Genomic DNA, 23,554 nt, shown 5'->3' with positions numbered 1-23,554 from the left:
AGCCCCGGCGCGGCCAGCATTAACGGATCGACAAGGATCGCCTGTGGCATTTCAGGAATGTGTGATCGAAATCGCACAAGACCAGGCAGAAGCCTGGTCTGACGCACTGTTCGACCTCGGCGCGCTGTCGGTATCGGTGGAAGACGCCGATGCCGACACGCCCGACGAGCAGCCGCTGTTCGGCGAGCCCGGCATGGAGCCGACTCGCCTGGCATGGAACCGCTCGCGCGTGGTGGCGCTGTTCGACGACAGCACCGATCCCGTGCTGGTGGTGGCCGCTGCTGCCAATGCGCTGGGTATCGACCCGGTGCCGCCGTACCAGTTGCGGCCGGTCGAGGACCAGGACTGGGTGCGCCTGACGCAATCCCAGTTCGAGCCTATCCGCATCGGCGAGCGCATCTGGGTGGTGCCGTCGTGGCACGAAGCGCCCGAACCCGACGCGGTGGTGCTGGAACTCGATCCCGGCCTCGCCTTCGGTACCGGCAGCCATCCCACCACGCGGCTGTGCATGCAGTGGCTGGAACAGAACATCAAGGCGGGTGAAACCGTGCTCGACTACGGTTGCGGCTCGGGCATCCTCGCCATCGTGGCGCGCAAGCTCGGCGCGGGCGACACGCTCGGCATCGATATCGACCCCAACGCGGTGGAAGCCTCGCGGTACAACGCTGAGCGCAATCGCGTGGAAGCCACTTTCGCGCTGCCGGAAACCGTTTCCGAGGCCAGCTACGACCTCGTCGTCGCCAATATCCTCTCCAATCCGCTCAAGCTGATGGCGGCCATGCTGAGCGCCCGCGTGCGTCCCGGCGGCCGACTGGTGCTGTCGGGCGTGCTGGAGCGGCAGGCGGAGGAAGTCGCCGCTGCCTACGCGCCCTGGCTGCCCATGTCAGTCTGGCGCAGCGAGGAAGGCTGGGTGTGCCTGCACGGCACCCGCGGTGAAGGCCCCGGCGTCCAGCCCTGAGCCCCGCMAATGGCCGCAGCCAAGCTCGTCACGCGTTGCCCGGCCTGCCGCACGGCGTTCCGGCTGGTTGCCGATCAGTTGCGGCTGCGGCAGGGCCTGGTCCGCTGCGGCCAGTGCGACACCGTTTTCGACGCGCGTGAACACCTGATCGAACTGCCGGCGCCCGAACCGGCCAGCGAGGCCGCGGTCGCCGCCGAGGCTGCCGCAAGCGTGGCTGCCCCAGCGCCGCCGCAGGAGACGGCCCCGGAAAAGCCCCACCGCCGCTCGCCGCGCACGCCGCACGAGAAGTCCCACGAAGAAGCGATCGAGGGTGCTCACGACACGGCACACGGGCGCGCGCCGCGAACCCCACGCAAACGGCACCATGCCGAGGCGCCCCCTGAAACGGCAGCACCTGACGCGCCTGGCCCGCATGCTGCCGAGGCCCTCGCCGCGCCCCAGGAAGCGCCGCATGACGAGGCTGCCGAATCCGGTGAGGACCGCCCCTACATCCCTCCTTTCGATCCCGGCTTCGATCCCGGTTACGACGTGCCGGCGCTCGACGCGCCCACCGTGATGCTGTACCAGACGCAAGCGGAAGCCGATGAGGCTGCGCACGCCGTCAACCTGCAGGCGGAGCCGGAAACAGGCGCCGTGGAGGCCGAGGAAGCGGCTTCCGCCGTGTTCGTGCCCGGCATTGTCGATGGCGAGGAGGCTGACGTTTCCGCCACGGACCAGGCAATCGAAGCATCTGGCGCAACTGAAGCAGTCGAACCAACCCAGGCAACCGAGTTAGCCGATGCAACCGAAGCATCCGATGCAACGCATACAGCCAGCGTAGCCGACATAGCCGGTGCCGCCGCCGACGCCTGGCACGAAGCCGGCGTCCCGGCAGCGGGCGACACACCCGCCGCCACGCCGCAAGCCACCCCCTGGCCACAACTGGACCCCGGGACGCTGGCCGACGACCTGCCACCGCAGGCCGCGCCCCAGGCCATCGCCGGGGCCACCGCCCTGGACGACGATGCGGAACGTGAAGCGCAGGCCGCCCATGGACATGCGGCGCAACTGCCGCCACTAGCGGCCGGCGACAACGATGCAACGCATGCCGCGGACATCGCCGATACCGCGGACACGGCGCAAGCCAGCGATGCGGTGAACGACGTAGCCACCGCCGGCCACGCCCCCGCCAGTGCCCGCGCCGAAGCCGACGCCGCGGCGGTCCCGAGCGCGAGCGGCTACCTGCGCGCCGAAGCGCAAAGCGACTTTCCCGAGATTCCCGAGCCCGTGGCGCGCGAACAGGCGTCGCGCCTGCGGGCGGCGAGCGAGGAGGCCGCGGCGCCGGCCTTCGCGCCGGACTTCCTGCGGCACGCACGCGAGCGCGGGCCGGGCCCGGCCCGGCGCAAGCGCACGCTGCAACGCCTGGCGATCGCCTTGCTGGTGCTGGCAGGACTGGTGCAAGTAACCTATCTGGCGCGCAGCCAGCTGTCGGGGCGCTTCCCGATGCTGCGCCCGGCCTTCGAGGCGGTCTGCGCACCGCTGGGATGCGAGGTGGCGCCGTGGCGCGACATCGACGCCCTGCGCATCGAAAGCTCGCTGCTGCAAAAGCAGGACGAGGACTCCGACGCATACCTGCTTGCCGTCACCTTGCGCAACCAGGGCCGGGCGACCGTGGCACTGCCGGCCATCGAGCTGGTCATGACCGACCTGCAGGACCAGTTGCTGTTGCGCAAGGTACTGCAGCCGGCCGATTATCTCGACGCCGGACAGCAGGCCTTTGCCACGCACGGCCTGCGCGCAGGCACGGAGCTTCCGGTTCGGGTACGATTCCGTTCGCAGCAGGCGGCGGCGAACTACCGCGTGCTGATCTTCTACCCCTGAATTCCACACGGGCCCGCCGCTCATCCCGGGCGCCCCCGAATCACGGGCCCGCATTTCACACAGGAGCACATATGAGCAACGTCACCCTCGGCGGCAACGCCATCGAAGTCGGCGGCAAATTTCCGCAAGCAGGCGACAAGGCCCCCGCGTTCTCGCTGGTCGGCAAGGACCTGAAGGACGTCACGCTGGGCGACTTCGCCGGCAAGCGCAAGGTGCTCAATATCGTCCCCAGCCTGGACACCCCGGTGTGCCAGGCCTCCGCGCGCAAGTTCAACGAAGCCGCCAGCGGCCTCGCCAACACCGTGGTGCTGACTATCTCGGCCGACCTGCCCTTCGCCATGGGCCGCTTCTGCACCGCTGAAGGCCTGGCCAACGTGGTGCCGCTGTCGCTGATGCGCGGCGCCGATTTCAAGGGTAACTACGGCGTGGACGTCAAGACTGGCCCGCTCGCCGGCGTGACAGCGCGCGCCGTGGTGGTGCTCGATGAAAACGACAACGTGAAGTACAGCGAACTGGTCTCGGAAATCAAGAACGAGCCGAACTACGACGCCGCACTGGCCGCGCTGAAGTAAGCGCGCCACCAGCCAGGCGCGGCCACCCGGATGACCGGGTGGCCGTTTTTACATTCAGTGGGCACCGCCACGAGCGGGCGCCCCATAGCAAGCACTGCAAGAATTGGAGAGAGCATGTCCAGCCTGATCTGTGGCTCCGTCGCCTACGACACCATCATGACGTTCGAGGGGCATTTCCGCGAACATATCCTGCCCGACCAGATCCACATGCTGAACGTGTCCTTCCTGGTCCCGTCCATGCGCCGCGAGTTCGGCGGCTGCGCAGGCAATATCGCCTACTCGCTGAAGCTGCTGGGCGGCGAGCCCGTGGTCATGGCCACCGTGGGCGCCGACGCCGAGCCTTACCTGCAGTACCTGCGCGCGCTCGACATCAGCACCGAGCACATCCGTACCCTGCCCGATACCTATACGGCGCAGGCCATGATCACCACCGACCTGGACAACAACCAGATCACGGCGTTTCACCCGGGCGCGATGAACCAGTCGCAGCTCTCGCAGGTGCAGGATGCGCTCGGCGGCAGCAACGCGCCTACCCTGGGCATCGTCGCTCCGGACAGCCGCGAAGGCATGCTGCACCACGCCCGTCAGTTCGCCGAGGCCGGCGTGCCCTTCATCTTCGACCTGGGCCAGGCCATGCCGCTGTTCAACGGCGACGACCTCCGCCAGTTCGTTGAACTCGCCAGCTACGTGACGGTCAATGACTACGAAGCGCAAGTTCTGTTGTCGCGTACCGGCTGGACCAGCGAGGAAGTTGCCGCGCAAGTCCAGGCCTTCATCGTGACCCACGGTGAGCAGGGCGCGAGCGTCTTCGCCAACAAGCAGAAGTACAATATCGCTTCCGTAAAAGCGGATCGGGTCATCGATCCCACGGGCTGCGGGGATGCGTTCCGCGGCGGCCTGCTTTACGGCATCGAACGGGGCTTCGACTGGGAAACAACAGGCCGCCTTGCCAGCCTGATGGGTTCCATCAAGATCGCGCACCAGGGTCCGCAGAACCACAAACCGTCGCGCGACGAAATCGGTGAACGCTTCCAGTCGGCTTTTGGTTATCGCTACGAGTAACACCTTTACGGGATGGATCCCATGCATACCCTGCTTCGCACCAGCGCCATCGCGCTCGCTGCAGCCGCCACCCTGGTGGCCGGCTGCGCTTCGCAGTCGAACTCCGCCAGCATCTATACGCCGGGCCAGGCTCAGCGCGAGCAGACCTTGCGCTACGGCGTGGTCGACACCGTGCGCGAGGTGCTGATCCAGGGTAACCAGACGGGCGCCGGCACCATCGCCGGCGGTGCCATCGGCGGCATCGCCGCCGGCAGCACCATCGGCAGCGGCGGCGGCTCGGTAGCCGCGGGCGTGCTGGGCGCGGTGCTCGGCGGTATCGCCGGCAGCATGGCGGAGAACAAGATCAACCAGCGCCGTGGCCTGGAGATCACCGTGCGACTGGACAACGGCGAGATGCGCGCCATTGTCCAGGACGCCGACGAAGCCTTCCGCCCGGGCGAACGCGTGCGCCTGCTGTCTTCCGGCGGCACGACCCGCGTTACGCACTGAGCACGGCACCCGGGCCGCGCGCAGCGCGCCTGTCCGCTGCAGCGGGGGCTGGCGCTACACGGGTACGAGAAGGCCGCCCAACGGCGCCTGCGACAGTTTAAGGCGACCTCGGGCCGCAACCCCGACCCTGACCTGCCAAAGCGCTGCCTCCTCTACGGAGGCAGCGCTTTTTTCTTGCCGCGATCCGCGCCCGCCCGAGCCTCGCCTGTGGAAGCAGGCCGACGGCCTGGCCGTCCGGATGCACTCAGCTTCCTGTCGCCAGCAACGTCGCGGCCACTTCGTCGGGATCCCGCCCCGCCGCGGCCAGCACCAGGGTCTTGCGTCGTGAGGCCTGACCGCTCTTCAGCGTGACCGAACGGCGCGGCAGGCCCAGCGACGCGGCCAGCCACTGGCACAGGGCTTCGTTGGCCTTGCCGTCCACGGGCGGTGCCGCCAACCTGATCTTCAGCACACCGTCATACTCGCCCGCGGCCGCGGTCGTCCTGGCGCCGGGCTGCACATGCACCGTCACCACGATCTCATCTTGCCCGGAGCCCTTGCCCTGGCGGCACCATGCGGCCATCTACGCCTCTCCTGCTTTCCGGATGTTCAAATGCGCAATCGCCAGGGTGATCCGGTGCCCGGGCGCGCATGAAAAAACCCGCCGGGCTTTCACCATCGGCGGGTTGGCAAGACTGACGTCTTGCGGACCGGATACGCAGTATCCGGTCAGTGCGACACGCGATGCGTGCCCTGGCAATTCCCAGCGCTGGCCGTTGCCGGCACGCTTACGGACGGGTGCCCGTCGGGAAGGGCCATGCCGCAGCCGGGTTCAGCGCGGTCTTGGCAGCCGTAGCGGGTGCGACAGCAGGCGCAGCGGCAGGCTTCGAAGCCGGCGCAGCCTTCTTGGCGGCAGCCTTCTTGGCCGGAGCCTTCTTGGCAGCAGCCTTCTTGGCCGGTGCGGCCTTCTTGGCAGCAGCAGCCTTCTTGGCCGGTGCAGCTGCCTTCTTGGCCGGTGCGGCCTTCTTGGCGGCTACCTTCTTGGCCGGTGCGGCCTTCTTGGCGACAACCTTCTTGGCTGCAACTTTCTTGGCCGGTGCGGCCTTCTTCGCTACGACCTTCTTGGCGGCGGCCTTCTTGGCCGGCGCTGCCTTCTTGGCCGGCGCTGCCTTCTTCGCTACGACCTTCTTGGCGGCGGCCTTCTTGGCCGGTGCTGCAGCCTTCTTGGCCGGCGCAGCCTTCTTCGCCACTACCTTCTTGGCGGCGACCTTCTTCACAGCGGCCTTCTTGGCCGGGGCGGCTGCCTTCTTGGCGGCCGGCTTGGCGGCCTTCTTAGCCGCCGGTTTCTTCTTTGCAGTCGTTGCCATGGATAACTCCTTCACTAGAGAGTGAATATCGAATGACCTAAGTTGGCGACCCGACCGACCCGAGGCGCGTTACCGCGATGCGACCCCAATCGAGCGAGCGATTCATCGGCGCACGGAAACATTGCGACCCCACGCTAATGAATTCGGTGTCAGGGGCACCGCGGCGAGCGGTGCGATAGTGGCCAAGCGGAGCCCGCAGCCGGGCTTCTGACGCTTGCCGCGCCCTGGAATATTCGATCTGCCCGCGCCATCCGCCGGATCGGCACGCGGCATGAAAAGAAGAGATATCGGCCGGCATTTCCATGATGCGGGCAAAGCCACGCGCACCACGTACGGCATTCGTTTGGGGGTAGTTCGCCCATCCCGTTACTGGGCCAAAGGAGACTGCACGCGTTTTAGTAAACCAGTACGGCTTGGTCTGCGTCAAAGTTCTAGTGCTCCTGAGCTACCTGTTCCATTGCATCGAAGTGGGTGGCGCTCGTCGATCGGCATCACGTCCAACATCATCGTTCCATCTGCTGCCTTGCCTGCCTCGCAGCCATGCAATGAAGTGAGACTCTTGTCAAGGCGAATCATAATTCGTTTGTTGCGCGATGTTAAGAAAAAAGTGCAAAAAAACTTGCGCGCGAGCATGACAACTTCATCGTCTTCATCGCCGCGCTCCGCTCGCCTCGTCTTTGCATGCGCGCGACACGCTCTCACCGCGTCGGACGCGAATGCGCATCGCTCCTCGCGCACACGATCGACGCATCGCTGATGCCGCGTCGAGCGAATGAAAAACCATCGCCGGCGCGCTCCGTTTTATTCACGCGAGCATCGCTGCCGGTACGCACTCGACGCGCGGCGACGGCGCGCTTCACGACGTTTCACGAACGCCGGAAACCCGCATGAACAAAGGCTTTTCGGGAAACCAAGAATGCCCGACAGATAACTGCGCGCACGCGTCGCGGCATCGTCCTCTCACACTTCGCGCGAGTACGAACTAGCGCCGCGCATGCAGCTACCGGGCCTTCGTGCAGCCGTGCATGGAAGACACGGCGCGATGCGCGGACGATGCGCGCATCGAAGTCCGGCTCGCACGCTCGCGTGCTGCTTGAACAGTGATGCGCCGACGCAACGGTCTGAGAATCGTCATTGCGACACACGCACGCAAGCGAGGTTCGGACACAGCGTCTTGCATGCATCGCGCGGCTCCATCGATGCACGCGAGACGACTGCGTGCCCTCCATCGGCCGGCATCCGCAATCGACAGCATCGACCTGTTCACCGACGAGGCATCCCGGACCCTGCATGTAGTGTCGCGCGGAGTCGGGCACTCTCTACCAGGCCGAACGCGCAGTGCGTGATGAAGAGGTTCGCCAGGCGTTCAATGCGATGCGCGCACTCGTCGCGCAAAGCAAAGCGAGACTCCGCGATGGCGACTACGATGCGTGGCCGGACAGGTGCCGCAGGCATGGCGGCGCCGCACGGAACATGCCGCCTAGAGGATTGCTTCAAGTGCCGCCGGCAGACAATTTTGCTGCATGACAGAATACGCCAGCAACCAGCAACCACGCCGGTTTCCGGCGAGCGACCAGCTCGCTTTGATGCGTACGCAAACACGGCCGGGAGATTGCGGCGCGAGCCTATCACCAGTAGATTGGCGTACCCGCGCCGCCAGGCTCGCCGAATCCGGCCGGTGACGATCCTGGTAGCGCCACGGCACGCAGTCATGGCGCGCCCCAACCCAAACAGGAGATCCCGATGCACTTTACTGCCCCCCGCTCCGTCGCACGCGCCGCCGTCATGGCGGCACGCGTCACCGTGCTCGCCGGTGCGCTGCTGGGTAGCGCCGCGGCGCTGGCCCAGGCCACCCCGGCTGGTTCATGGAAGACCATCGACGACGCCACCGGCAAGCCACGCGGCCTGGTGGAGATCAGCGAGCATAACGGCGTCTACAGCGGCAAGCTCGTCAAGAGCTTCGGCGAGAGTGACGGCAAGAGCGACGGCAAGCCCAAGGTATGCGACAAGTGCACCGACTCGCGCCGCGACCAGCCCATCATGGGCATGACCATCATCACGGGCTTGCGCAAGACCGGCGACAACGAGTGGAGTGGCGGCGAGATCCTCGATCCGGAAAGCGGCAAGCTCTACAAGACCAAGATGTCGCTGGCGGACGACGGCAACAAGCTCAAGGTGCGCGGCTTCATCGGCATCAGCCTGCTGGGACGCACCCAGACCTGGGAACGCGAACGCTAGCCTGCGTGCCAGGCGGTACCGGCACCGCCTGGCAACCCACGGCGCAGTCCTTGCGCCGTCCCTGCCTTCATCGTTGCATCGTCTCAGCGCCTCGCCTGCCTCTCCGTCCTTCGGCAACCCGTCCCGGCCGATCCGCCTTCGCGCCGCCTCCGGCTCTGCCGCCTCGCTTCCCGCCCGACCACTCAGCCAGCCGATTGCCATGCGCTGCCCGCATGACGACATGCGCAGAATTCGTTTTCAGGGTGACGGCGCGGCTCCTAACATCGGCCTTACCTGCCGTGCGCCGTTTCATCCCCCCACCGCGCCGGGCGGCGCTGCCACGCCGACCCGGTACCGAAGCGGTTCGCGCACCGGCGCCGCCAACCAGGAGGAAGTCATGCACGCAAGCGCCCGTCCAGAAGCGCCACCGAACGTCAGCGGCTCGCAGCGCCGCCGCGCCATCGTCGCCACCGTGATCGGGAACGGTCTGGAGTGGTTCGATTTCACCGTCTACAGTTTCTTCGCCGTCATCATCGCGAAGCTCTTCTTTCCCACCGGCAACGATCTGTCCTCGCTCCTGCTGGCGGTTGCCACCTTTGGCGTGGGATTCTTCATGCGGCCGGTCGGCGGCATCATCCTCGGGGTGTACGCCGACCGCGTCGGCCGCAAGGCAGCGCTGTCTCTGACCATCCTGCTGATGGCGCTGGGCACCACCATGATCGGCCTGGCGCCCACCTTTGATCAGATCGGCGTCTTCGCGCCGCTGCTGATCGTGGTGGCGCGCCTGCTGCAGGGCTTTTCCGCCGGCGGAGAGATGGGCGGCGCGACCGCCTTCCTGACCGAGTACGCACCGGTCGAACGTCGCGCCTACTATTCGAGCTGGATCCAGGCGAGCATCGGCGTGGCGGTGCTGCTGGGCGCCGCGGTCGGCACCTTCGTGACCTCCGCGCTGAGCACCGAATCGCTCAATAGCTGGGGCTGGCGCGTGCCTTTCCTGCTCGGCATCGTGATTGGTCCGGTGGGCTACTACATCCGCCATCACCTCGACGAGACGCCGACGTTCCGCGAGGCCACCGACAAGTCCGAGTCGCCGCTGGCCGAAGTGCTGCGCSACTACCCGCGCCAGACCGCGGCCAGCTTCTCGATGGTGATCCTGTGGACGGTCTGCACCTACGTGCTGCTGTTCTATATGCCGACGTACTCGGTCAAAGTGCTCCATGTGCCGCAGTCCACCGGCTTCATTGCCGGCATGGTCGGCGGCCTGGCGATCATGGTATGCGCGCCGCTGGTCGGCATGCTGGCGGACCGCATCGGACGCCGCGTGCTGCTGTCCGGCTCGGCGCTGCTGATCCTGGTGCTGGCCTATCCGATGTTCGTCTATATCAACCAGGCGCCGGGGCTGGCTTCGCTGGTGGTCTTCCAACTGGTGTTCGGCGTGCTGATCGCCACCTACACCGGCCCCATCCTGGCCGCGTTCTCCGAACTCTTCCCGGCCAAGGTGCTGTCGACCGGATTGTCGGTGGCCTACAACCTGGCGGTCACCATCTTCGGCGGCTTCGCTTCCTTCATCATCACCTGGCTGATCGCCAGCACGGGCAGCACCATGGCGCCGGCCTTTTATGTGATGTTTGCCGCCGCCATCAGCCTGGCCGGCACGCGCCTGGTGCGCGAGCCCGCTTACCTGCAAACCGTGCAAGTGCAAGCCGCGCAACCCGTCTAGTTCCAGCTCTTGTTCATCTTGTTCATCTGGTATCTCGTATGAAACAGATCCTACTCAGGGGCGGCAACGTCCTCGACCCCGCCCGCGGCAGTCTCCTGCAACGCCACGATGTACTGATCGAAGGCGAGCGCATCGCGGAGGTGTCGGCCACGCCGATCCACGCGCCCGCCGCGCAGGTGATCGACCTTGCCGGCAAGACCGTCATGCCCGGGCTGATCGACTGCCACGTGCACGTGCTGGCGTCGCTGGCCAACCTCGGACTGAACGCGGTGCAACCCAATGTGCTGGTGGCGTTCCGCGCCATGCCGATCATGAAGGCCATGCTGGAGCGCGGCTTCACCACCGTGCGCGATGCCGGCGGCGCCGACTGGGGCCTGTCGCAGGCGATCGAGACCGGCCTGGTGCCCGGCCCGCGCATCTTCCCGTCCGGCAAGGCGCTGTCCCAGACCGGCGGGCACGGCGATTTCCGCCCGCGCGCCGACGTGCTGGAGCCATGCTCGTGCGCTTTCCGCGCCGGCGCTATCGCCCGTGTGGCCGATGGCGTGGAAGCGGTTCGCCTGGCGGTGCGCGAAGAAATCCAGAAAGGCGCCACACAGATCAAGATCATGGCATCCGGCGGGGTGGCCTCGCCCACCGATCCGATCGGCAACACGCAGTACAGCGAAGACGAGATCCGCGCCATCGTGGCCGAGGCCGAGGCGGCCCAGACCTATGTCATGGCGCACGCCTACACCGGCCGCGCCATCGCGCGCGCGGTGCGCTGCGGGGTACGCACCATCGAGCACGGCAACCTGGTCGACCGCGCCGCCGCCCGCGTGATGCGCGAGCATGGCGCCTTCGTGGTGCCCACCCTTGTCACCTACGAGTCGCTTGCGCGCGACGGTGCGCGGCTGGGCCTGCCGGCGGAATCGGTGGCGAAGATCGAGACCGTGCGCCAGGCCGGGCGCGACTCGCTAGCCATCTATGCGGAAGCGGGCGTACCGATGGGCTTTGGCTCCGACCTGTTGGGCGAGATGCACCAGGACCAGTCGGACGAGTTCCGCATCCGCGCGGAACTGCTCGGCAACCTGGAAGCGATCCGCAGCGCCACTTCGATTGCGGCCGCCATCCTGCAGCGCGAAGGCGAGCTGGGCACCGTGCGAGCAGGCGCGCTGGCCGACCTGATCGCGGTGGATGGCAATCCGCTGGCGGACATCGGGCTGCTCTGCGGCCAGGGCGAGCACCTGACGATGGTGATGCAGGCGGGGCAACTGCATCGCCAGCCTGGCTGAACCCCAAGGCACTAGACGAAGCCGACAAAGATGCGCCAGAACCGTCTGCAATGACGACGGCTGTCACGCCCTCTCCCCTCGGGGGAGAGGGTTGGGGAGAGGGGTGGCTTAGCTAGGAACCACCTGAAGCAAAGCCAACAGTTTTCTTCAGCACGACGGCATAACGAGCACCCGCCCCATCCCGCAAGCGGGGGGGAGCAAACCTGTAGCACCGAATCAAGCCCTCCGCGCACTATCATGGCGACTGAACCCTCCCACTCGCCGCCATGCGCATCTCCCCCCTTCCTCCCCTGCCCTGCCTGGTCGCCTTCGAGTCCGCCATGCGCCACGGCAGCTTCACCCGCGCCGCCACCGAACTGCATCTGACGCAAAGCGCCATCAGCCGGCAGGTTGCCCAGCTCGAGCACTTCCTGGGCAAGAAGCTGTTTATCCGCGAGCCGCGCGCGCTGCGCCTGACAGTGAGCGGCCAGGCCTATGCCGAGGAAGTGCAGCGGCTGCTGGCAGCATGCGCCGAAGCTACCGAGGAGGTGATGAAGCGCAAAGGCCATGGCGAGCTGACGGTGGCCTGTTCCTCCGGCGTGGCGGTGCTATGGCTCACGCCCAGGCTGTCGCGATTCCGTGCCGCGCATCCCGACATCCACCTGCGCCTGCTCATCAACGACAGCCTGGCGTCGCTGTCGCCTGCGGAGTTCGACGTGGGCTTGTACTACCTGCGCGAAGGCCCGCCGCCGGGACTGGCTTCGCGCCGCCTCTACGACGAGGACGTGTTCCCCGTCTGCGCCCCGCAGTACCTGGACGGCCGCCGGCTCAAGCCTGCCGACCTCCCCGGCGAGACCTTGCTGATGCTGGAAGACGGACAGCGCCAATGGATGTCGTGGCAGACATGGCTGGCCCATAACGGCGTAGCCGATGCGCGCCCGCCACACAAGCTGGTGGCCAACCAATATCCCATCCTGCTGCAACTCGCGATCGAGGGCCAGGGCATCGCCCTCGGGTGGCGGCACATGATCGACCGCTGCCTGCACGAGGGGCTGCTGGTGCGCGCCTGCGAAGCGAGCGCAAGCCTGGGCGGCGGCTACTACGCGGTGTGGCCCCAGGACCGCGCGGAAGCCGCGGCGGCGCGCGCGTTCCGCAACTGGCTGGCGCAACAGACCGTGGACGGCCAGTAGTCGCCAACCCCGGCAAGCGGGAGGAGGCAGTGGAGCGCTTATGGAAGCGCATGCGCAGATTCAGCGAATTGACAGCTTCGCTGGTTATCATCGGTCGCTCGGCGTAGCGCTGGCCACAACGTTGGCCTGGCCAGGCGCCCGGTACCTAAAACAGCCAATGGAGACAACCATGCGTATCCCCGCCACCAGCCGCGCGCTGACCCTTGCCGTTCCCGCCCTGTTCGCCGCCGCCGGCCTCGCCATGCCGGCCCACGCCGCCGATGCGTGGCCGACGCATGTGATCAAGTTTGTCGTGCCGTTCACCGCGGGCGGGGCCAACGACCTGGTGGCGCGCGCTGCCGCCGACGCGGTTGGCAAGCGGCTCGGCCAGGCGGTGGTGATCGAGAATCGACCCGGCGCCGGCGGCGTGGTGGGCGCGGACTATGTGGCCAAGAGCAAACCGGATGGCTACACCTTCCTGGTCGGCGCGGTTGGCACCGTCACCAACAGCCTGATCCGCAGCAAGATGCCCTACGCGCCGGACGACCTGGTGCCGGTCTCACTGGTAGCGGTGAGCCCCTCCGTGATCGTGGTATCGCCGTCGCTACCCGTGAACAACCTCAAGGAACTGGTCGAGTATTCCAAGAAGCAGGCATCGGGCGCCAACTTCGCTACCGCAGGCAGCGGCAGCACGCCGCACTTTGTCGAAGAGATGCTCAAGGAGAAAGGCGCTGTGCTGACTGTCGTGCCTTACAAGAGCGGTTCGGAGAGCATTACCGCGGTGATCGGCAACCAGGTGACGGCCACCTCCGAGGCCAGCGTGGTGGTGCTGCCCAACATCAAGGCCGGCAAGCTCAAGGCGCTGGGCGCGACCTGGGACAAGCGCATGAGCGCGGCACCGAATATCGCGACCACCGCCGAGCAAGGCATGCCGGAAGTGCGCATCGGCCACTGGGCCGGCGTGTTCGCGCCCAAGGGTACGGACCCCGCCATCCTGAAGAAGATGAACACCGAGATGAGCGCTGCGATGCAGACGCAGGAAACGCGCGACCGCCTGATCCCCAACGGCATCGAGCCCGCGGGCGGCACGCAGGAGAGCTTCATTGCCTTCATCAAGTCGGAGCGCGAGCGCCTTGGACGCATTGCAAAGAAAGCCAATATGACGGCGGATTAATAAATTTTCTACCAGTCCTGTCTGCCAGGACTGCAAATGTCTGCATCAGGCCTGTTACGTACAGGCCTGTTTCATTTCTGAAATGCGCCCCATGCTCCGCAATTAGAAATTAAAGTGCTGTAATAGCTGTGAAATACAGCATTAATGTCTTCCAACAAATACATTCAACACCAACACCAATGTCTGTGAAAAAAAGCCAACGCGAATTGCAACGCTAATCATTCGCATTTATATTCCGGATCGCCCAAACGTATTTTTCCCGCCGTTGTCCGAACCGCAGGCTTGCACTTCTTGCAACCGCCGGCTGACTCGTACCTACGGCCGTACCGGAATCGAGAATCGACATGAACCGCCGCACTCCGATCGCGACTGCACTGCTCGCGCTGTTCGCCACCCCCGTTGTCACCCTGGCCCAGACGGCCGCTCCCGCGCCTGCCGCCAGCCAGGGCGCGACAACGCTGCAAGAGGTCGTGGTGCAAAGCGGACGCGTCAATGACGACTACAACGCGGTCAAGAATTCGATCAGCAAGCTGCCCGAGGAACTGCGCGACATTCCGCAATCGGTAACGGTGGTCAACAAGGCGCTGATCGATGCACAGGGCGGTACCTCGCTGACGGATGCACTGCGCAACGTGCCGGGCATCACCATCGGCGGCGCCGAAGGCGGCCAGATCGGCAACAACATCAACCTCAACGGCTTCTCCGCGCGTACCGACATTTATCTCGATGGTTTCCGCGACCGCGGCCAGTACTATCGCGACGTCTTCGCGCTGGACTCGGTGGAAGTGCTGATGGGACCGTCGTCGATGCTGTTCGGGCGCGGATCGACCGGTGGCGTGATCAACCAGGTCAGCAAGAAGCCGTCGCTGAAGGCCGCCACGGAGGTCACGGGGTCGGTCACCACCAATGGCCTGGTGCGCGCCACCGCCGACTACAACACGCCCACCGGCGAGACTTCGGCATTCCGCATCTCGGCGATGGCGCAGGACGGCGCACCGAGCACGCGCGACCAGACCAAGGTGAAGGATTTCGGCCTTGCTCCGTCCTGGCGCCTGGGCATCGGCACGCCCACCGAGATCACGCTCTCGGCGCTGCTGCAGCATAACGAGGACCAGCCCGATTACGGCCTGCCGGCGATCAACGGGCATCCGGTCAACGTCGACCGCAAGACGGCGTACGGCTTCAATGACGACCGCACCATCCAGGACGTCGTCGCGCTCAATGGCACGGTCGATCACAAGATCTCGCCCAACCTGCGCCTGCGCAACCAGACCCAGTACAACTACGTCAACACCAATGCGCGCGAGACGGCGCCGAATGCCGTCGGCACGGTCAACGCCAAGGGCTTCACCCCCCTGACCACCACCACCCTGCCACTGGGTTCGCTGTTTGTCCGCCAGCAAAGCCACGACCGCCATATCCGCGACTACTCGATCTTCAACCAGACCGAGCTGACCGCCAAGTTCGACACCGGCCCGGTCAAGCACACCGTGCTGATGGGCGCCGAGATCGGCCACGATGGCTATGACAACCAGAATTACTACCGCAACGGCACCTGCAACGGCGTGCCGCTGAACCCCGGCGCTACCGCCACTGCGGCAGCGGGCACCAGCGGCTACGCCGCATGCGAACCGGTGGTCAACCCGACCTACATCAACTCGCCGGCTACCGCGCCGAGCGCAGTTGGCAACCGGCAGGGCGCTTCGGCCAATACCCTGGCGGTCTATGCCAATGACTCGATCGAATTCAGCAAGCAATGGAAGCTGGTGGGCGGGCTGCGCTACGACCGATATCTCGCCAGCATCACCAACTCGGTCAACTCGAACAATACCAAGGGCAACACTGCGCTGGCCAACGCCGAGCAGACCGTCAACTTCACCAGCGTGCGCGTGGGTGGCCTCTGGCAGCCGACCGAGGCGCAGTCCTACTACCTGTCGTACGGCACTTCGTTCAATCCGTCGCTGGAGCAACTGGTCGGTACCGTGGGCCAGACGAACCTGGACCCGGAAAAGAACAAGTCATATGAAGTAGGCGGCAAGTGGGACCTGATGGGCGGCGACCTGTCGCTGACTTCGGCGCTGTTCCAGATCACCAAGGACAATGCCCGCAGCCAGATCGATACCACCACCTACGCGCTGACCGGCAAGATCCGCGTGCGCGGCTTCCGTGCCGGCGCCACCGGCCGCATCACCAACAAGTGGCAGGTCTTCGCGGGCTACACCTACCTGGACGGCGAGATCGTCAACGGCATTGCCGCCGGCACCCAGGGCATGGTCCCGACCAATACGCCCAAGCACACCGCGACGGCATGGACCAGCTACCGCGTGCTGCAGGACTGGGAAGTGGGCGGCGGCGCCTTCTATATGTCGCAACGCTATGCCAACAACACCAACACCGTGCAGGTGGGCGGCTTCGTGCGCTGGGACGGCATGATTGCTTACCACCAGCCGAAGTACGATGTGCGCCTGAACCTGTTCAACGTGTTCGACAAGAAGTACTACGATGCGCTGATCCAGTCGGACGGCGGCCGTTCGGTGCCGGGCACCGGCCGCACGGCGATGCTGTCCCTCATCTACCGCATGTAAGCTAAGGTAGAGTGGCGTGGCGCCATGTCGCGCCACGCGGCAACGCCGGGACCTCTCCCGGCGCCGCTATCGAACCCTGCCGAGATCGTCATGCTTGTCTGCATTCCCAAGGTCCTCAATGCGGAACAGCTCGCCGTACTGCGCGAGCTGCTCGACCAGGCCGGCGACGCCTGGGTGGATGGCCGCGTATCGGCCGGCTACTCCGGCGCCCCGGTCAAGTTCAACCAGCAGATCGACGAGCGCGCCGACGTGGCGCTGCAGTGCCAGCAACTGATCCTGAGCGTGCTGGAACGGCATCCGCTGTTCATCAGTGCGGCGCTGCCCAATATCGTCTACCCGCCGATGTTCAACCGCTACGGCGAGGGCATGACGTTTGGCCCGCATGTGGACGGCAGCGTACGCATCCATCCGCATAACGGCCGCAAGCTGCGCACCGACATCTCGGCCACGCTGTTCCTCAGCGACCCCGCCAGCTACGACGGCGGCGAGTTGCAGGTGGAAGACACCTACGGCGTGCACAGCGTCAAGCTGGAAGCCGGCGACATGGTGGTCTATCCCGCCACCAGCCTGCACCAGGTGACGCCGATCACGCGCGGCACGCGCGTGGCGAGCTTCTTCTGGATCCAGAGCCTGGTGCGCGACGACGCGCAGCGCACACTGCTGTTCGACCTCGACAACGCCATCCAGAAACTCAACCAGACCGGCGCCGACGATGGCGCGCGCCGCTCGCTGGTGGGTTGCTATCACAACCTCCTGCGGCAGTGGACCGACACCTGAATCCGCCTGTATCCACCTGATGGCTGGCGGCGGCGCGGCGCGCCGCCGTGCCAGCCTTACATCCGGTAGCGCAATGTCGCCATCACGCTGCGCGGCGCGCCGGGCATGTTCAGGTTGGGGCTGGTACCGTGGGCTGAGACGATATAGCCCTGGTTGAACACGTTATTGAGGTTGAGCTGCGCCTCGAACGCACCACGGCGGTACCACGCCATCATATCGGCGGTGACGTAGCCCGGCAGCGTGACCGTATTGCCCGGATTGGCAAAGCGCGCGCCGACGAGGTTGAGGCCGCCACCCACGCCAAAACCATAGCCCAGCGATTTGGTGAGCCACACGTTGCCGCTGTGCATCGGCGTCAGCGTAGCGCGCTTGCCCTGTACCTGCTGGCCGGCATCGACCGCAACCGATCTGGTCACGCGCGCGTCAAGATACGCATAGCCCGCAAGCACGCGCCAGCCCTGCGACAGGTCCGCCGAGGTGGTGAGCTCCACGCCGTCGGTACGTTGCTCGCCGATCGGCACCAGCTGCAAGGTGAGCGGATTGGTTGCCTTGATACCGTTTCGCTCCAGGCGGAACACGGACACCGTAGTGCTGGCGCGGCCATCCAGCCAGTCGTACTTGGCGCCTACCTCGGTATTGCGCGTGCTTTCCGGCGCGATATCGGCGTTGTTGGCCGCCAGCGCGAAGGCCTCTCCCGAGGGCTGGAACGAACGGCTCCACGAGACATAGTAGGACTGCGTCCTGGTGGGCTGCCACACCAGGCCCGCGCGCGGACTCCAGGCGTTGTCGGTGCGCGACAGGCCAGGCTGGCCGGGGCGATGATCGACGGTCTCTTGCTGGAAACGGTCGTGGCGCAGGCCGATCAGCGCCTTCCAGTGTTCGGTCAGGCTCACCATGTCCTGCGCATAGACGCCGAGGGTCTTGAAGGTGCCCAGGCTGTTGGCGGTGAGCGCGCCGCCGTTCAGCGGCAGCGTGGGAAGCACAGGATTGAACAGCGATACGGTGGCCACCGTGCCCGCGGAATAGCTGACGAGGTCCTTGTTCTGCTGGCCGATCTCCACACCGTAGAGCAACTCGTGCTTCATGCCGAACAGCGTGGTCTTCTGCATCAGGTCGGTCTGGTTGAACCAGCCGCGCTCGGCGCGCGCCACGTTCGAGCGCGTCAGCGTGACGGTCTGGCGCGCCTCGTTGACCAAGCCCGGCAGCGTGTTGTTCCGGTCCAGCGTGTAGTGGTAGTAGCGCGTGGCATTGCGCAGCGACCATTGCTCGTTGAAGCGGTGGTTCAGCGTGGCGGTGCCGGAGTACACACGCGACTGGCTGTAGTCCACGTCGCGCGCGTTGGCGGCGCCATAGTAGGTGGAAGCGGGCACGTTGACCGGGCGGCCCTGGTACGCCGGGATGCCGAAATCGGTCACGCGCCGGTCTTGCAGGTAGTCGGCCTGCAGCAGCAGCGTGGTCTCGGGCGCCAGGCGCAGGTCCAGCGACGGCGCCACGGCAAAGCGGTCGATGAACTGCTGGTCGCGGTAGCTGTTGCCCTTCTCCACGGCGCCAGTGATGCGCCAGGCGGCAGCGTCGTTCACCACGCGGCCGACATCGGCTTCGGCGCGCCGGCTTTGCCAGGAGCCATAGCTGAGCGCCAGATCCGTGACATCGAGGCCGGGCTTCTTGGTGACGCGGTTGATCAGGCCGCCGGACGAGCCACGCCCGTAAAGCACCGCTGCCGGGCCTTTGACGACTTCGATGCGGTCGACGTTGGACAGATCGCGAAAGTACAACGCATCGTCGCGGATACCATCGACGAACTGGTCGGCGATGGCCGAAAAGCTGCGGATGCTGACCTGATCCCGCTGGCCGTCGCCGGTGGAGAAACTCACCCCCGGCACATTCTTCAGCGCGTCCTGGATCGAGGTAGCGTGCTGGTCGCGCATCACTTCGGCGGTCACCACATTGACGGTCTGCGGGATATCGCGCAGCGGTGCGTCGATCTTGGTCGCGCTGCCGGTGCTGGCCGGGTTGTAGCCCTCTCCCGGGTCGCTGCCAGCGGCGGCCTTCACAGTGACTTCGGGCAGGCTGGCCGTGCTATTCGCCTGCGCCTGCGCGGTACCGAAGACGGCGGATTGGGAAACAAAGGCGCCGAGCACGGCGGCATGGATTGGGCGAAGAATAAGGCGCATCGATGTAATGATTTGTAACGATTGAAATACAAATGCGACGCATTATCATTTTCACTGGCAACAATTGTCAATGAAAAACGCGGATGCATATCCGGGCGCGATAAAAGCGGCCAAAACAGCACCCAACATGCTGTTAGTCGATTAAGGAAAAGAGAAAATACCGAAAAGACCAAAAATGCGAGGCAATTGGAAACAGGTCCATGCCTGGCGCATGTCCGGCAGTCTCCGCGCGCAAACGGTCAGGCCATTTCAGGCGAATTGCTCCGCCAGGGCCGCGCGCACCTTCGCCACCAGAGGCGCCTCGCCGGGCCGCGCGGGCAGCAGGTAAAACTCGGCGGCCGGCAGCGCGGGAAGCTTCAGGCGGCTGACGGTCTGGGCATCGATGCGCGCCACTCCGGGCCCGATCGCCGACTCGTTCAGGCAGGAGATACCCAAGCCGGCGGCCAGCGCGAGCTGCAGCCCGGCCACGCCCGAGGCGGAATGCGCGATTACATGGTCCAGCCGCCGGCGCAGCAGCATCTGCACCACGTACTGGTGCAGCGAGCAGGTATCTGGCAGCAGCACCAGCGGCAGCGGCGCGCTGATGCCCTCGGCCTCCCCTTCGGCCGCCACCCACGCCAGCGCCTCGCGGCGCAGCACGGTGCCGCGCGCTCCCCGCTGGCCGCCGCGGGCGCCCGGCAGCCGCATCGACAGGCCGATATCGAAGGCATCCGTCAGCGCTCCGGCGTCGATCATGCCGCTCTTCATCACGGTGACATGCAGCCGCAGGTGGGGATAGCGCTCGCGCAGCCGGCGCAGCATGCCGGCGATCTCGCCAGGCCGGAAGTAATCCGTCACCGCCAGCCGCAGTTCGCCGTCCAGCGTATGGCCGCGCAAGTCCTGCAACGCCAGTTCGGACAGCGCCAGGATGCGCCGCGCATGTTCCAGCAGGCGCATGCCGGCGGGCGTGGGCGAGGCGCCCTGCTTGCCGCGCGTGAGCAGCGGCACGCCCGCGCGCTCCTCCAGCTTGCGCAGTTGCTCGCTGACCGATGACTGCGACAGGAACAGCCGCGGCGCGGCGGCCGACAGGCTGCCGGCCTCCGCCACGGTGACGAAGGTGCGTAGCTGATCGAGTTCCAGGGCGCGCATCGACCACCTCCCTCATGTTTCGGTATTGACGATGGATAATATCGCAAATTCCCGTTTTCCCGATGGAAGGCAGAAACCTAGAATGGCATCACTTACCCGCTGAACCGAAGCAACGCCAACCTCAGGCCAAGGAGCCCGTCATGCCCCACATCAACCTCCAGATCTCCGGCAAACCCGATGCATCGCTGACCCGCCGCAGCGCCGCCGCCGTGGCCGGGATCACGCAGCGCGTACTCGGCAAGAAGCCGGAAGTCATCGTCGTCTCCGTGCAATACATCGATCGCGACGCCTGGATCGTCGGCGGCGAACCGCTCTCGGAGCTCGGCCGCAATGCCTTCCATCTCGATATCAGCGTGACCGATGAAACGAACACGAAAGGCGAGAAGGCGCAGTTCCTGAAGGAAGTGTTCGAGTCGCTGTCGGAGCTGATCGGCAACGTCCATCCGGTCTCGTACATCCACGTTGTCGACGCGCGCGCGGCCACCTACGGCTATGGCGGGCTGACGCAGGAGTACCGCTATCACCACGGTTGAGCAGCGGGCCGGAGCTACCGGCCGGCACCGGCCTTTGAGGCAGGACATTCCGCAGCGCAGCAAGCTGTGGCAAAGTCGGCACCTGGTCCGTTGCGCGCGGAGCCAAAAGCACCGCGCGCACGGGAAACACAAGGAGAACCGATGTCTTTCCTGATTGTCCTGGCCGCGCTGGCCTTCCTGATGTTCGCCGCCTACCGCGGCTACAGCGTCATCCTGTTCGCCCCGGTGGCCGCGCTCGGCGCCGTCCTGCTGACCGAGCCCGCCGCCGTGGCGCCCGTCTTCTCCGGCATCTTCATGGAGAAGATGGTCGGCTTCGTCAAACTGTATTTCCCTGTGTTCCTGCTTGGCGCCGTATTCGGCAAGGTGATCGAGCTGTCGGGCTTCTCGGAGTCCATCGTCGCCGCCGCCATCCGTTATATCGGCCGCTCGCGCGCCAATGCGGTAATCGTGGCGGTCTGCGCGCTGCTGACCTACGGCGGGGTTTCGCTGTTCGTGGTGGTGTTCGCCGTCTATCCCTTCGCGGCGGAGCTCTACCGGCAGAGCAATATTCCCAAGCGCCTGATGCCGGGCGCCATCGCGCTGGGCGCGTTCTCTTTCACCATGGATTCGCTGCCGGGTACGCCGCAGATCCAGAACATCATCCCCACCACCTTCTTCAAGACCACGACCTGGGCAGCGCCGTTGCTGGGCGTGCTTGGCTCACTGTTTATCGTCGGGGTCGGCCTGTCCTACCTGGAGTGGCGCCGCCGCGCGGCCATGGCGCGCGGCGAAGGCTACGGCACGGCGCTGCGCAACGAGCCGGAGCGCAGCCAGACCGGGCACCTGCCGCACCCCGCGCTGGCGCTGCTGCCGCTGGTGGTGGTAGGCGTGGCCAATTTCGTCTTCACGCGGATGATTCCGCAGTGGTACGGCAGCAGCTACAGTGTGTCGCTGCCCGGCCTGGCCAAGCCCGTGGAAACGCAGATCGCCACCGTGACCGCGATCTGGGCGGTGGAAGCGGCCTTGCTGCTGGGCATCGTGGTGGTGATGGCGACCGCCTTCGGCGCGGTGCGCGACCGCTTTGCCGAGGGTAGCAAGAGCGCCATCGGCGGGGCGCTGCTGGCGGCCATGAACACGGCCTCGGAGTATGGCTTCGGCGGCGTGATCGCCGCCCTGCCCGGCTTCCTGGTGGTCAGCGACGCGCTCAAGAGCATCCCCAATCCCCTGGTCAACGCGGCCGTCTCCGTCAGCACGCTGGCCGGCATCACCGGCTCGGCTTCCGGCGGCATGAGCATCGCGCTGGCCGCCATGTCGGACACCTTCATCCATGGCGCGCAGGCTGCCGGCATCCCGCTCGACGTACTGCACCGGGTGGTGTCGATGGCCAGCGGCGGCATGGATACGCTGCCACACAACGGCGCGGTGATCACCCTGCTGGCGGTGACGGGCCTGACCCACCGGGAGTCCTACCGCGACATCTTCGCGGTCACGGTGATCAAGACCATGGCCGTGTTCTTCGTGATCACGGTGTACTACCTGACCGGCGTGGTCTGAATGCGGCGCTGCGCCGCACCTTGTGCATCGCGCCGTCCTTACCTAGTGTGTGTGAGTAACCGGGCGTCGCGTGCGTGCTGTTTGCGGCGCACGCTGCCCGCCCCTGCCTGCTCCTTCACCGGATTACCACATGAAGACCGCGATTTTGCCTGGCGGCGAAACCGTTGCCGCGCTTGGCATGGGCACCTGGAACATGGGCGAGAATCCGGCCGCGCGCGCGGAGGAACTCGCCACGCTGCGGCTTGGCCTGGATCTCGGCATGACCCTGATCGATACCGCCGAGATGTACGGCGAGGGCCGCTCCGAGGAACTGGTCGGCGAAGCCATCGCGGGCCGGCGCGACGAGGTCTTCCTGGTCAGCAAGGTGTACCCGCACAACGCCGGGCGCAAATCCGCCGTGGCCGCCTGCGAGCGCAGCCTGCGCCGGCTGGGCACCGACCGGCTGGATCTCTACCTGCTGCACTGGCGCGGGGGCGTGCCGCTGGCCGAGACCATGGAGGCCTTCATGGCGCTGCAGAAGGCGGGCAAAGTCCGGCATTTCGGCGTCAGCAACCTCAGCCTGGACGATATGCGGGCGCTCTGGCGCGTGCCCGGCGGCAACCAGGTCGCGGCCAACCAGCTGCTATATAACCTCGCCCGCCGCGGCATCGAATGGGACCTGCTGCCCTGGCTGCGCCAGCACGGGGTGCCGTTGATGGCCTACTCGCCGATCGAGCAGGCCACGCTGCTGCGCAATGCCGGGCTCGTCCGCTTCTCCGGGCAGCACGGGATCACGCCGGCGCAAGCCGCGCTGGGCTGGCTGCTGGCGCAGGACAACGTCATAGCAATTCCCAAGACCAGCCACCGCGAACGCCTGCGCGAGAATCACGGCGCGCTGGCGCTGCGCTTGTCGCCACAGCAGTTGGCCGCGCTCGACGTGGCTTTCCCGCCGCCGCGCGGCCCGCATCCGCTCGAAATGCTGTGATTCCAGGCGCTGGCCCATCACATCGCAGTCCGTCCCAGGAGCC

19 protein-coding genes are annotated in these 23,554 nt (G+C 66.0%); 15 read left to right on the top strand and 4 right to left on the bottom strand.

The window, feature by feature from the left end; all coding sequences use genetic code 11:
- Positions 1 to 43 precede the first annotated feature (43 nt).
- The 5 genes from prmA (at position 44) to AC1DT6_RS10760 (ending at position 4,941) form a co-directional block, all read left to right on the top strand.
- Positions 44 to 958, top strand: coding sequence for a 50S ribosomal protein L11 methyltransferase (gene prmA, locus AC1DT6_RS10780; protein ID WP_276291423.1), 915 nt, complete (start codon positions 44 to 46; stop codon positions 956 to 958).
- Positions 959 to 967: 9 nt separating this feature from the next.
- The gene (locus AC1DT6_RS10775; protein WP_477102592.1) at positions 968 to 2,818 is read left to right on the top strand and encodes a DUF3426 domain-containing protein; all 1,851 of its coding nucleotides are present in this window, start codon (positions 968 to 970) and stop codon (positions 2,816 to 2,818) included.
- Between the two features lie 71 nt (positions 2,819 to 2,889).
- Complete coding sequence (gene tpx, locus AC1DT6_RS10770; protein ID WP_035875481.1) at positions 2,890 to 3,390, top strand: thiol peroxidase; 501 nt, start codon at positions 2,890 to 2,892, stop codon at positions 3,388 to 3,390.
- 114 nt (positions 3,391 to 3,504) lie between these two features.
- Entirely contained in the window at positions 3,505 to 4,452 is a 948-nt protein-coding gene (locus AC1DT6_RS10765) for a carbohydrate kinase family protein (protein WP_477102591.1), read from the top strand.
- A 21-nt stretch (positions 4,453 to 4,473) separates the two neighbouring features.
- Entirely contained in the window at positions 4,474 to 4,941 is a 468-nt protein-coding gene (locus AC1DT6_RS10760) for an outer membrane lipoprotein (protein WP_441625527.1), read from the top strand.
- Positions 4,942 to 5,185: 244 nt separating this feature from the next.
- On the opposite strand, the gene AC1DT6_RS10755 is transcribed toward AC1DT6_RS10760, so the two are convergent.
- Together AC1DT6_RS10755 and AC1DT6_RS10750 are read right to left on the bottom strand one after the other, a co-directional pair.
- On the bottom strand, positions 5,186 to 5,503 hold the full coding sequence (locus AC1DT6_RS10755; protein ID WP_441625529.1) for a DUF167 domain-containing protein: 318 nt from the start codon (positions 5,501 to 5,503) through the stop codon (positions 5,186 to 5,188).
- A gap of 205 nt (positions 5,504 to 5,708) precedes the next feature.
- The gene (locus AC1DT6_RS10750) at positions 5,709 to 6,287 is read right to left on the bottom strand and encodes a histone H1-like DNA-binding protein (protein ID WP_441625531.1); all 579 of its coding nucleotides are present in this window, start codon (positions 6,285 to 6,287) and stop codon (positions 5,709 to 5,711) included.
- A 1,785-nt stretch (positions 6,288 to 8,072) separates the two neighbouring features.
- Here AC1DT6_RS10750 and AC1DT6_RS10745 point away from each other — a divergent pair.
- The 7 genes from AC1DT6_RS10745 to AC1DT6_RS10715 all read left to right on the top strand — a co-directional run bounded on the left by AC1DT6_RS10745 (position 8,073) and on the right by AC1DT6_RS10715 (position 17,179).
- Complete coding sequence (locus AC1DT6_RS10745; protein ID WP_441625687.1) at positions 8,073 to 8,525, top strand: DUF2147 domain-containing protein; 453 nt, start codon at positions 8,073 to 8,075, stop codon at positions 8,523 to 8,525.
- Positions 8,526 to 8,901: 376 nt separating this feature from the next.
- On the top strand, positions 8,902 to 10,224 hold the full coding sequence (locus tag AC1DT6_RS10740) for an MFS transporter (protein WP_477114659.1): 1,323 nt from the start codon (positions 8,902 to 8,904) through the stop codon (positions 10,222 to 10,224).
- A 38-nt stretch (positions 10,225 to 10,262) separates the two neighbouring features.
- A complete protein-coding gene (locus AC1DT6_RS10735) occupies positions 10,263 to 11,495 on the top strand; it encodes a metal-dependent hydrolase family protein (RefSeq protein ID WP_441625535.1) in 1,233 nt (410 codons plus the stop codon).
- 266 nt (positions 11,496 to 11,761) lie between these two features.
- Positions 11,762 to 12,664, top strand: a complete 903-nt coding sequence (locus AC1DT6_RS10730; protein ID WP_441625537.1) for a LysR substrate-binding domain-containing protein — start codon at positions 11,762 to 11,764, stop codon at positions 12,662 to 12,664.
- A gap of 169 nt (positions 12,665 to 12,833) precedes the next feature.
- Positions 12,834 to 13,817, top strand: a complete 984-nt coding sequence (locus tag AC1DT6_RS10725) for a Bug family tripartite tricarboxylate transporter substrate binding protein (RefSeq protein ID WP_441625539.1) — start codon at positions 12,834 to 12,836, stop codon at positions 13,815 to 13,817.
- 344 nt (positions 13,818 to 14,161) lie between these two features.
- The gene (locus AC1DT6_RS10720; RefSeq protein WP_441625541.1) at positions 14,162 to 16,402 is read left to right on the top strand and encodes a TonB-dependent receptor; all 2,241 of its coding nucleotides are present in this window, start codon (positions 14,162 to 14,164) and stop codon (positions 16,400 to 16,402) included.
- Positions 16,403 to 16,492: 90 nt separating this feature from the next.
- Positions 16,493 to 17,179 (top strand): Fe2+-dependent dioxygenase, encoded by a 687-nt coding sequence (locus AC1DT6_RS10715; protein ID WP_477102590.1) that lies wholly within the window; start codon positions 16,493 to 16,495, stop codon positions 17,177 to 17,179.
- 56 nt (positions 17,180 to 17,235) lie between these two features.
- On the opposite strand, the gene AC1DT6_RS10710 is transcribed toward AC1DT6_RS10715, so the two are convergent.
- A complete protein-coding gene (locus tag AC1DT6_RS10710) occupies positions 17,236 to 19,353 on the bottom strand; it encodes a TonB-dependent receptor (protein ID WP_441625545.1) in 2,118 nt (705 codons plus the stop codon).
- Positions 19,354 to 19,602: 249 nt separating this feature from the next.
- Complete coding sequence (locus AC1DT6_RS10705) at positions 19,603 to 20,481, bottom strand: LysR family transcriptional regulator (RefSeq protein WP_441625547.1); 879 nt, start codon at positions 20,479 to 20,481, stop codon at positions 19,603 to 19,605.
- Positions 20,482 to 20,621: 140 nt separating this feature from the next.
- Here AC1DT6_RS10705 and AC1DT6_RS10700 point away from each other — a divergent pair, with 140 nt between their 5' ends.
- The 3 genes from AC1DT6_RS10700 to AC1DT6_RS10690 all read left to right on the top strand — a co-directional run bounded on the left by AC1DT6_RS10700 (position 20,622) and on the right by AC1DT6_RS10690 (position 23,511).
- Positions 20,622 to 21,014 (top strand): tautomerase family protein, encoded by a 393-nt coding sequence (locus tag AC1DT6_RS10700; protein ID WP_441625549.1) that lies wholly within the window; start codon positions 20,622 to 20,624, stop codon positions 21,012 to 21,014.
- A gap of 141 nt (positions 21,015 to 21,155) precedes the next feature.
- Positions 21,156 to 22,547: a GntP family permease gene (locus AC1DT6_RS10695; RefSeq protein ID WP_441625551.1), complete on the top strand. Its 1,392-nt coding sequence runs from the start codon at positions 21,156 to 21,158 to the stop codon at positions 22,545 to 22,547.
- Positions 22,548 to 22,677: 130 nt separating this feature from the next.
- Positions 22,678 to 23,511, top strand: a complete 834-nt coding sequence (locus AC1DT6_RS10690) for an aldo/keto reductase (protein ID WP_441625553.1) — start codon at positions 22,678 to 22,680, stop codon at positions 23,509 to 23,511.
- The last annotated feature ends 43 nt before the right edge of the window (positions 23,512 to 23,554 follow it).

This window comes from Cupriavidus sp. 01L45, assembly GCF_056399885.1.
Note: the sequence above shows the minus strand (reverse complement) of the source record. Positions and strands in the feature narration are given on the sequence as shown.

What these genes read in the sequence shown, in the direction of transcription:
- AC1DT6_RS10775 (WP_477102592.1), top strand. Translation starts at nt 968, where the DNA reads ATGGCCGCAGCCAAGCTCGTCACGCGTTGCCCGGCCTGCCGCACGGCG.
- tpx (WP_035875481.1), top strand. Translation starts at nt 2,890, where the DNA reads ATGAGCAACGTCACCCTCGGCGGCAACGCCATCGAAGTCGGCGGCAAA.
- AC1DT6_RS10765 (WP_477102591.1), top strand. Translation starts at nt 3,505, where the DNA reads ATGTCCAGCCTGATCTGTGGCTCCGTCGCCTACGACACCATCATGACG.
- AC1DT6_RS10760 (WP_441625527.1), top strand. Translation starts at nt 4,474, where the DNA reads ATGCATACCCTGCTTCGCACCAGCGCCATCGCGCTCGCTGCAGCCGCC.
- AC1DT6_RS10755 (WP_441625529.1), bottom strand. Translation starts at nt 5,503, where the DNA reads ATGGCCGCATGGTGCCGCCAGGGCAAGGGCTCCGGGCAAGATGAGATC.
- AC1DT6_RS10750 (WP_441625531.1), bottom strand. Translation starts at nt 6,287, where the DNA reads ATGGCAACGACTGCAAAGAAGAAACCGGCGGCTAAGAAGGCCGCCAAG.
- AC1DT6_RS10745 (WP_441625687.1), top strand. Translation starts at nt 8,073, where the DNA reads ATGGCGGCACGCGTCACCGTGCTCGCCGGTGCGCTGCTGGGTAGCGCC.
- AC1DT6_RS10735 (WP_441625535.1), top strand. Translation starts at nt 10,263, where the DNA reads ATGAAACAGATCCTACTCAGGGGCGGCAACGTCCTCGACCCCGCCCGC.
- AC1DT6_RS10730 (WP_441625537.1), top strand. Translation starts at nt 11,762, where the DNA reads ATGCGCATCTCCCCCCTTCCTCCCCTGCCCTGCCTGGTCGCCTTCGAG.
- AC1DT6_RS10725 (WP_441625539.1), top strand. Translation starts at nt 12,834, where the DNA reads ATGCGTATCCCCGCCACCAGCCGCGCGCTGACCCTTGCCGTTCCCGCC.
- AC1DT6_RS10720 (WP_441625541.1), top strand. Translation starts at nt 14,162, where the DNA reads ATGAACCGCCGCACTCCGATCGCGACTGCACTGCTCGCGCTGTTCGCC.
- AC1DT6_RS10715 (WP_477102590.1), top strand. Translation starts at nt 16,493, where the DNA reads ATGCTTGTCTGCATTCCCAAGGTCCTCAATGCGGAACAGCTCGCCGTA.
- AC1DT6_RS10710 (WP_441625545.1), bottom strand. Translation starts at nt 19,353, where the DNA reads ATGCGCCTTATTCTTCGCCCAATCCATGCCGCCGTGCTCGGCGCCTTT.
- AC1DT6_RS10705 (WP_441625547.1), bottom strand. Translation starts at nt 20,481, where the DNA reads ATGCGCGCCCTGGAACTCGATCAGCTACGCACCTTCGTCACCGTGGCG.
- AC1DT6_RS10700 (WP_441625549.1), top strand. Translation starts at nt 20,622, where the DNA reads ATGCCCCACATCAACCTCCAGATCTCCGGCAAACCCGATGCATCGCTG.
- AC1DT6_RS10695 (WP_441625551.1), top strand. Translation starts at nt 21,156, where the DNA reads ATGTCTTTCCTGATTGTCCTGGCCGCGCTGGCCTTCCTGATGTTCGCC.
- AC1DT6_RS10690 (WP_441625553.1), top strand. Translation starts at nt 22,678, where the DNA reads ATGAAGACCGCGATTTTGCCTGGCGGCGAAACCGTTGCCGCGCTTGGC.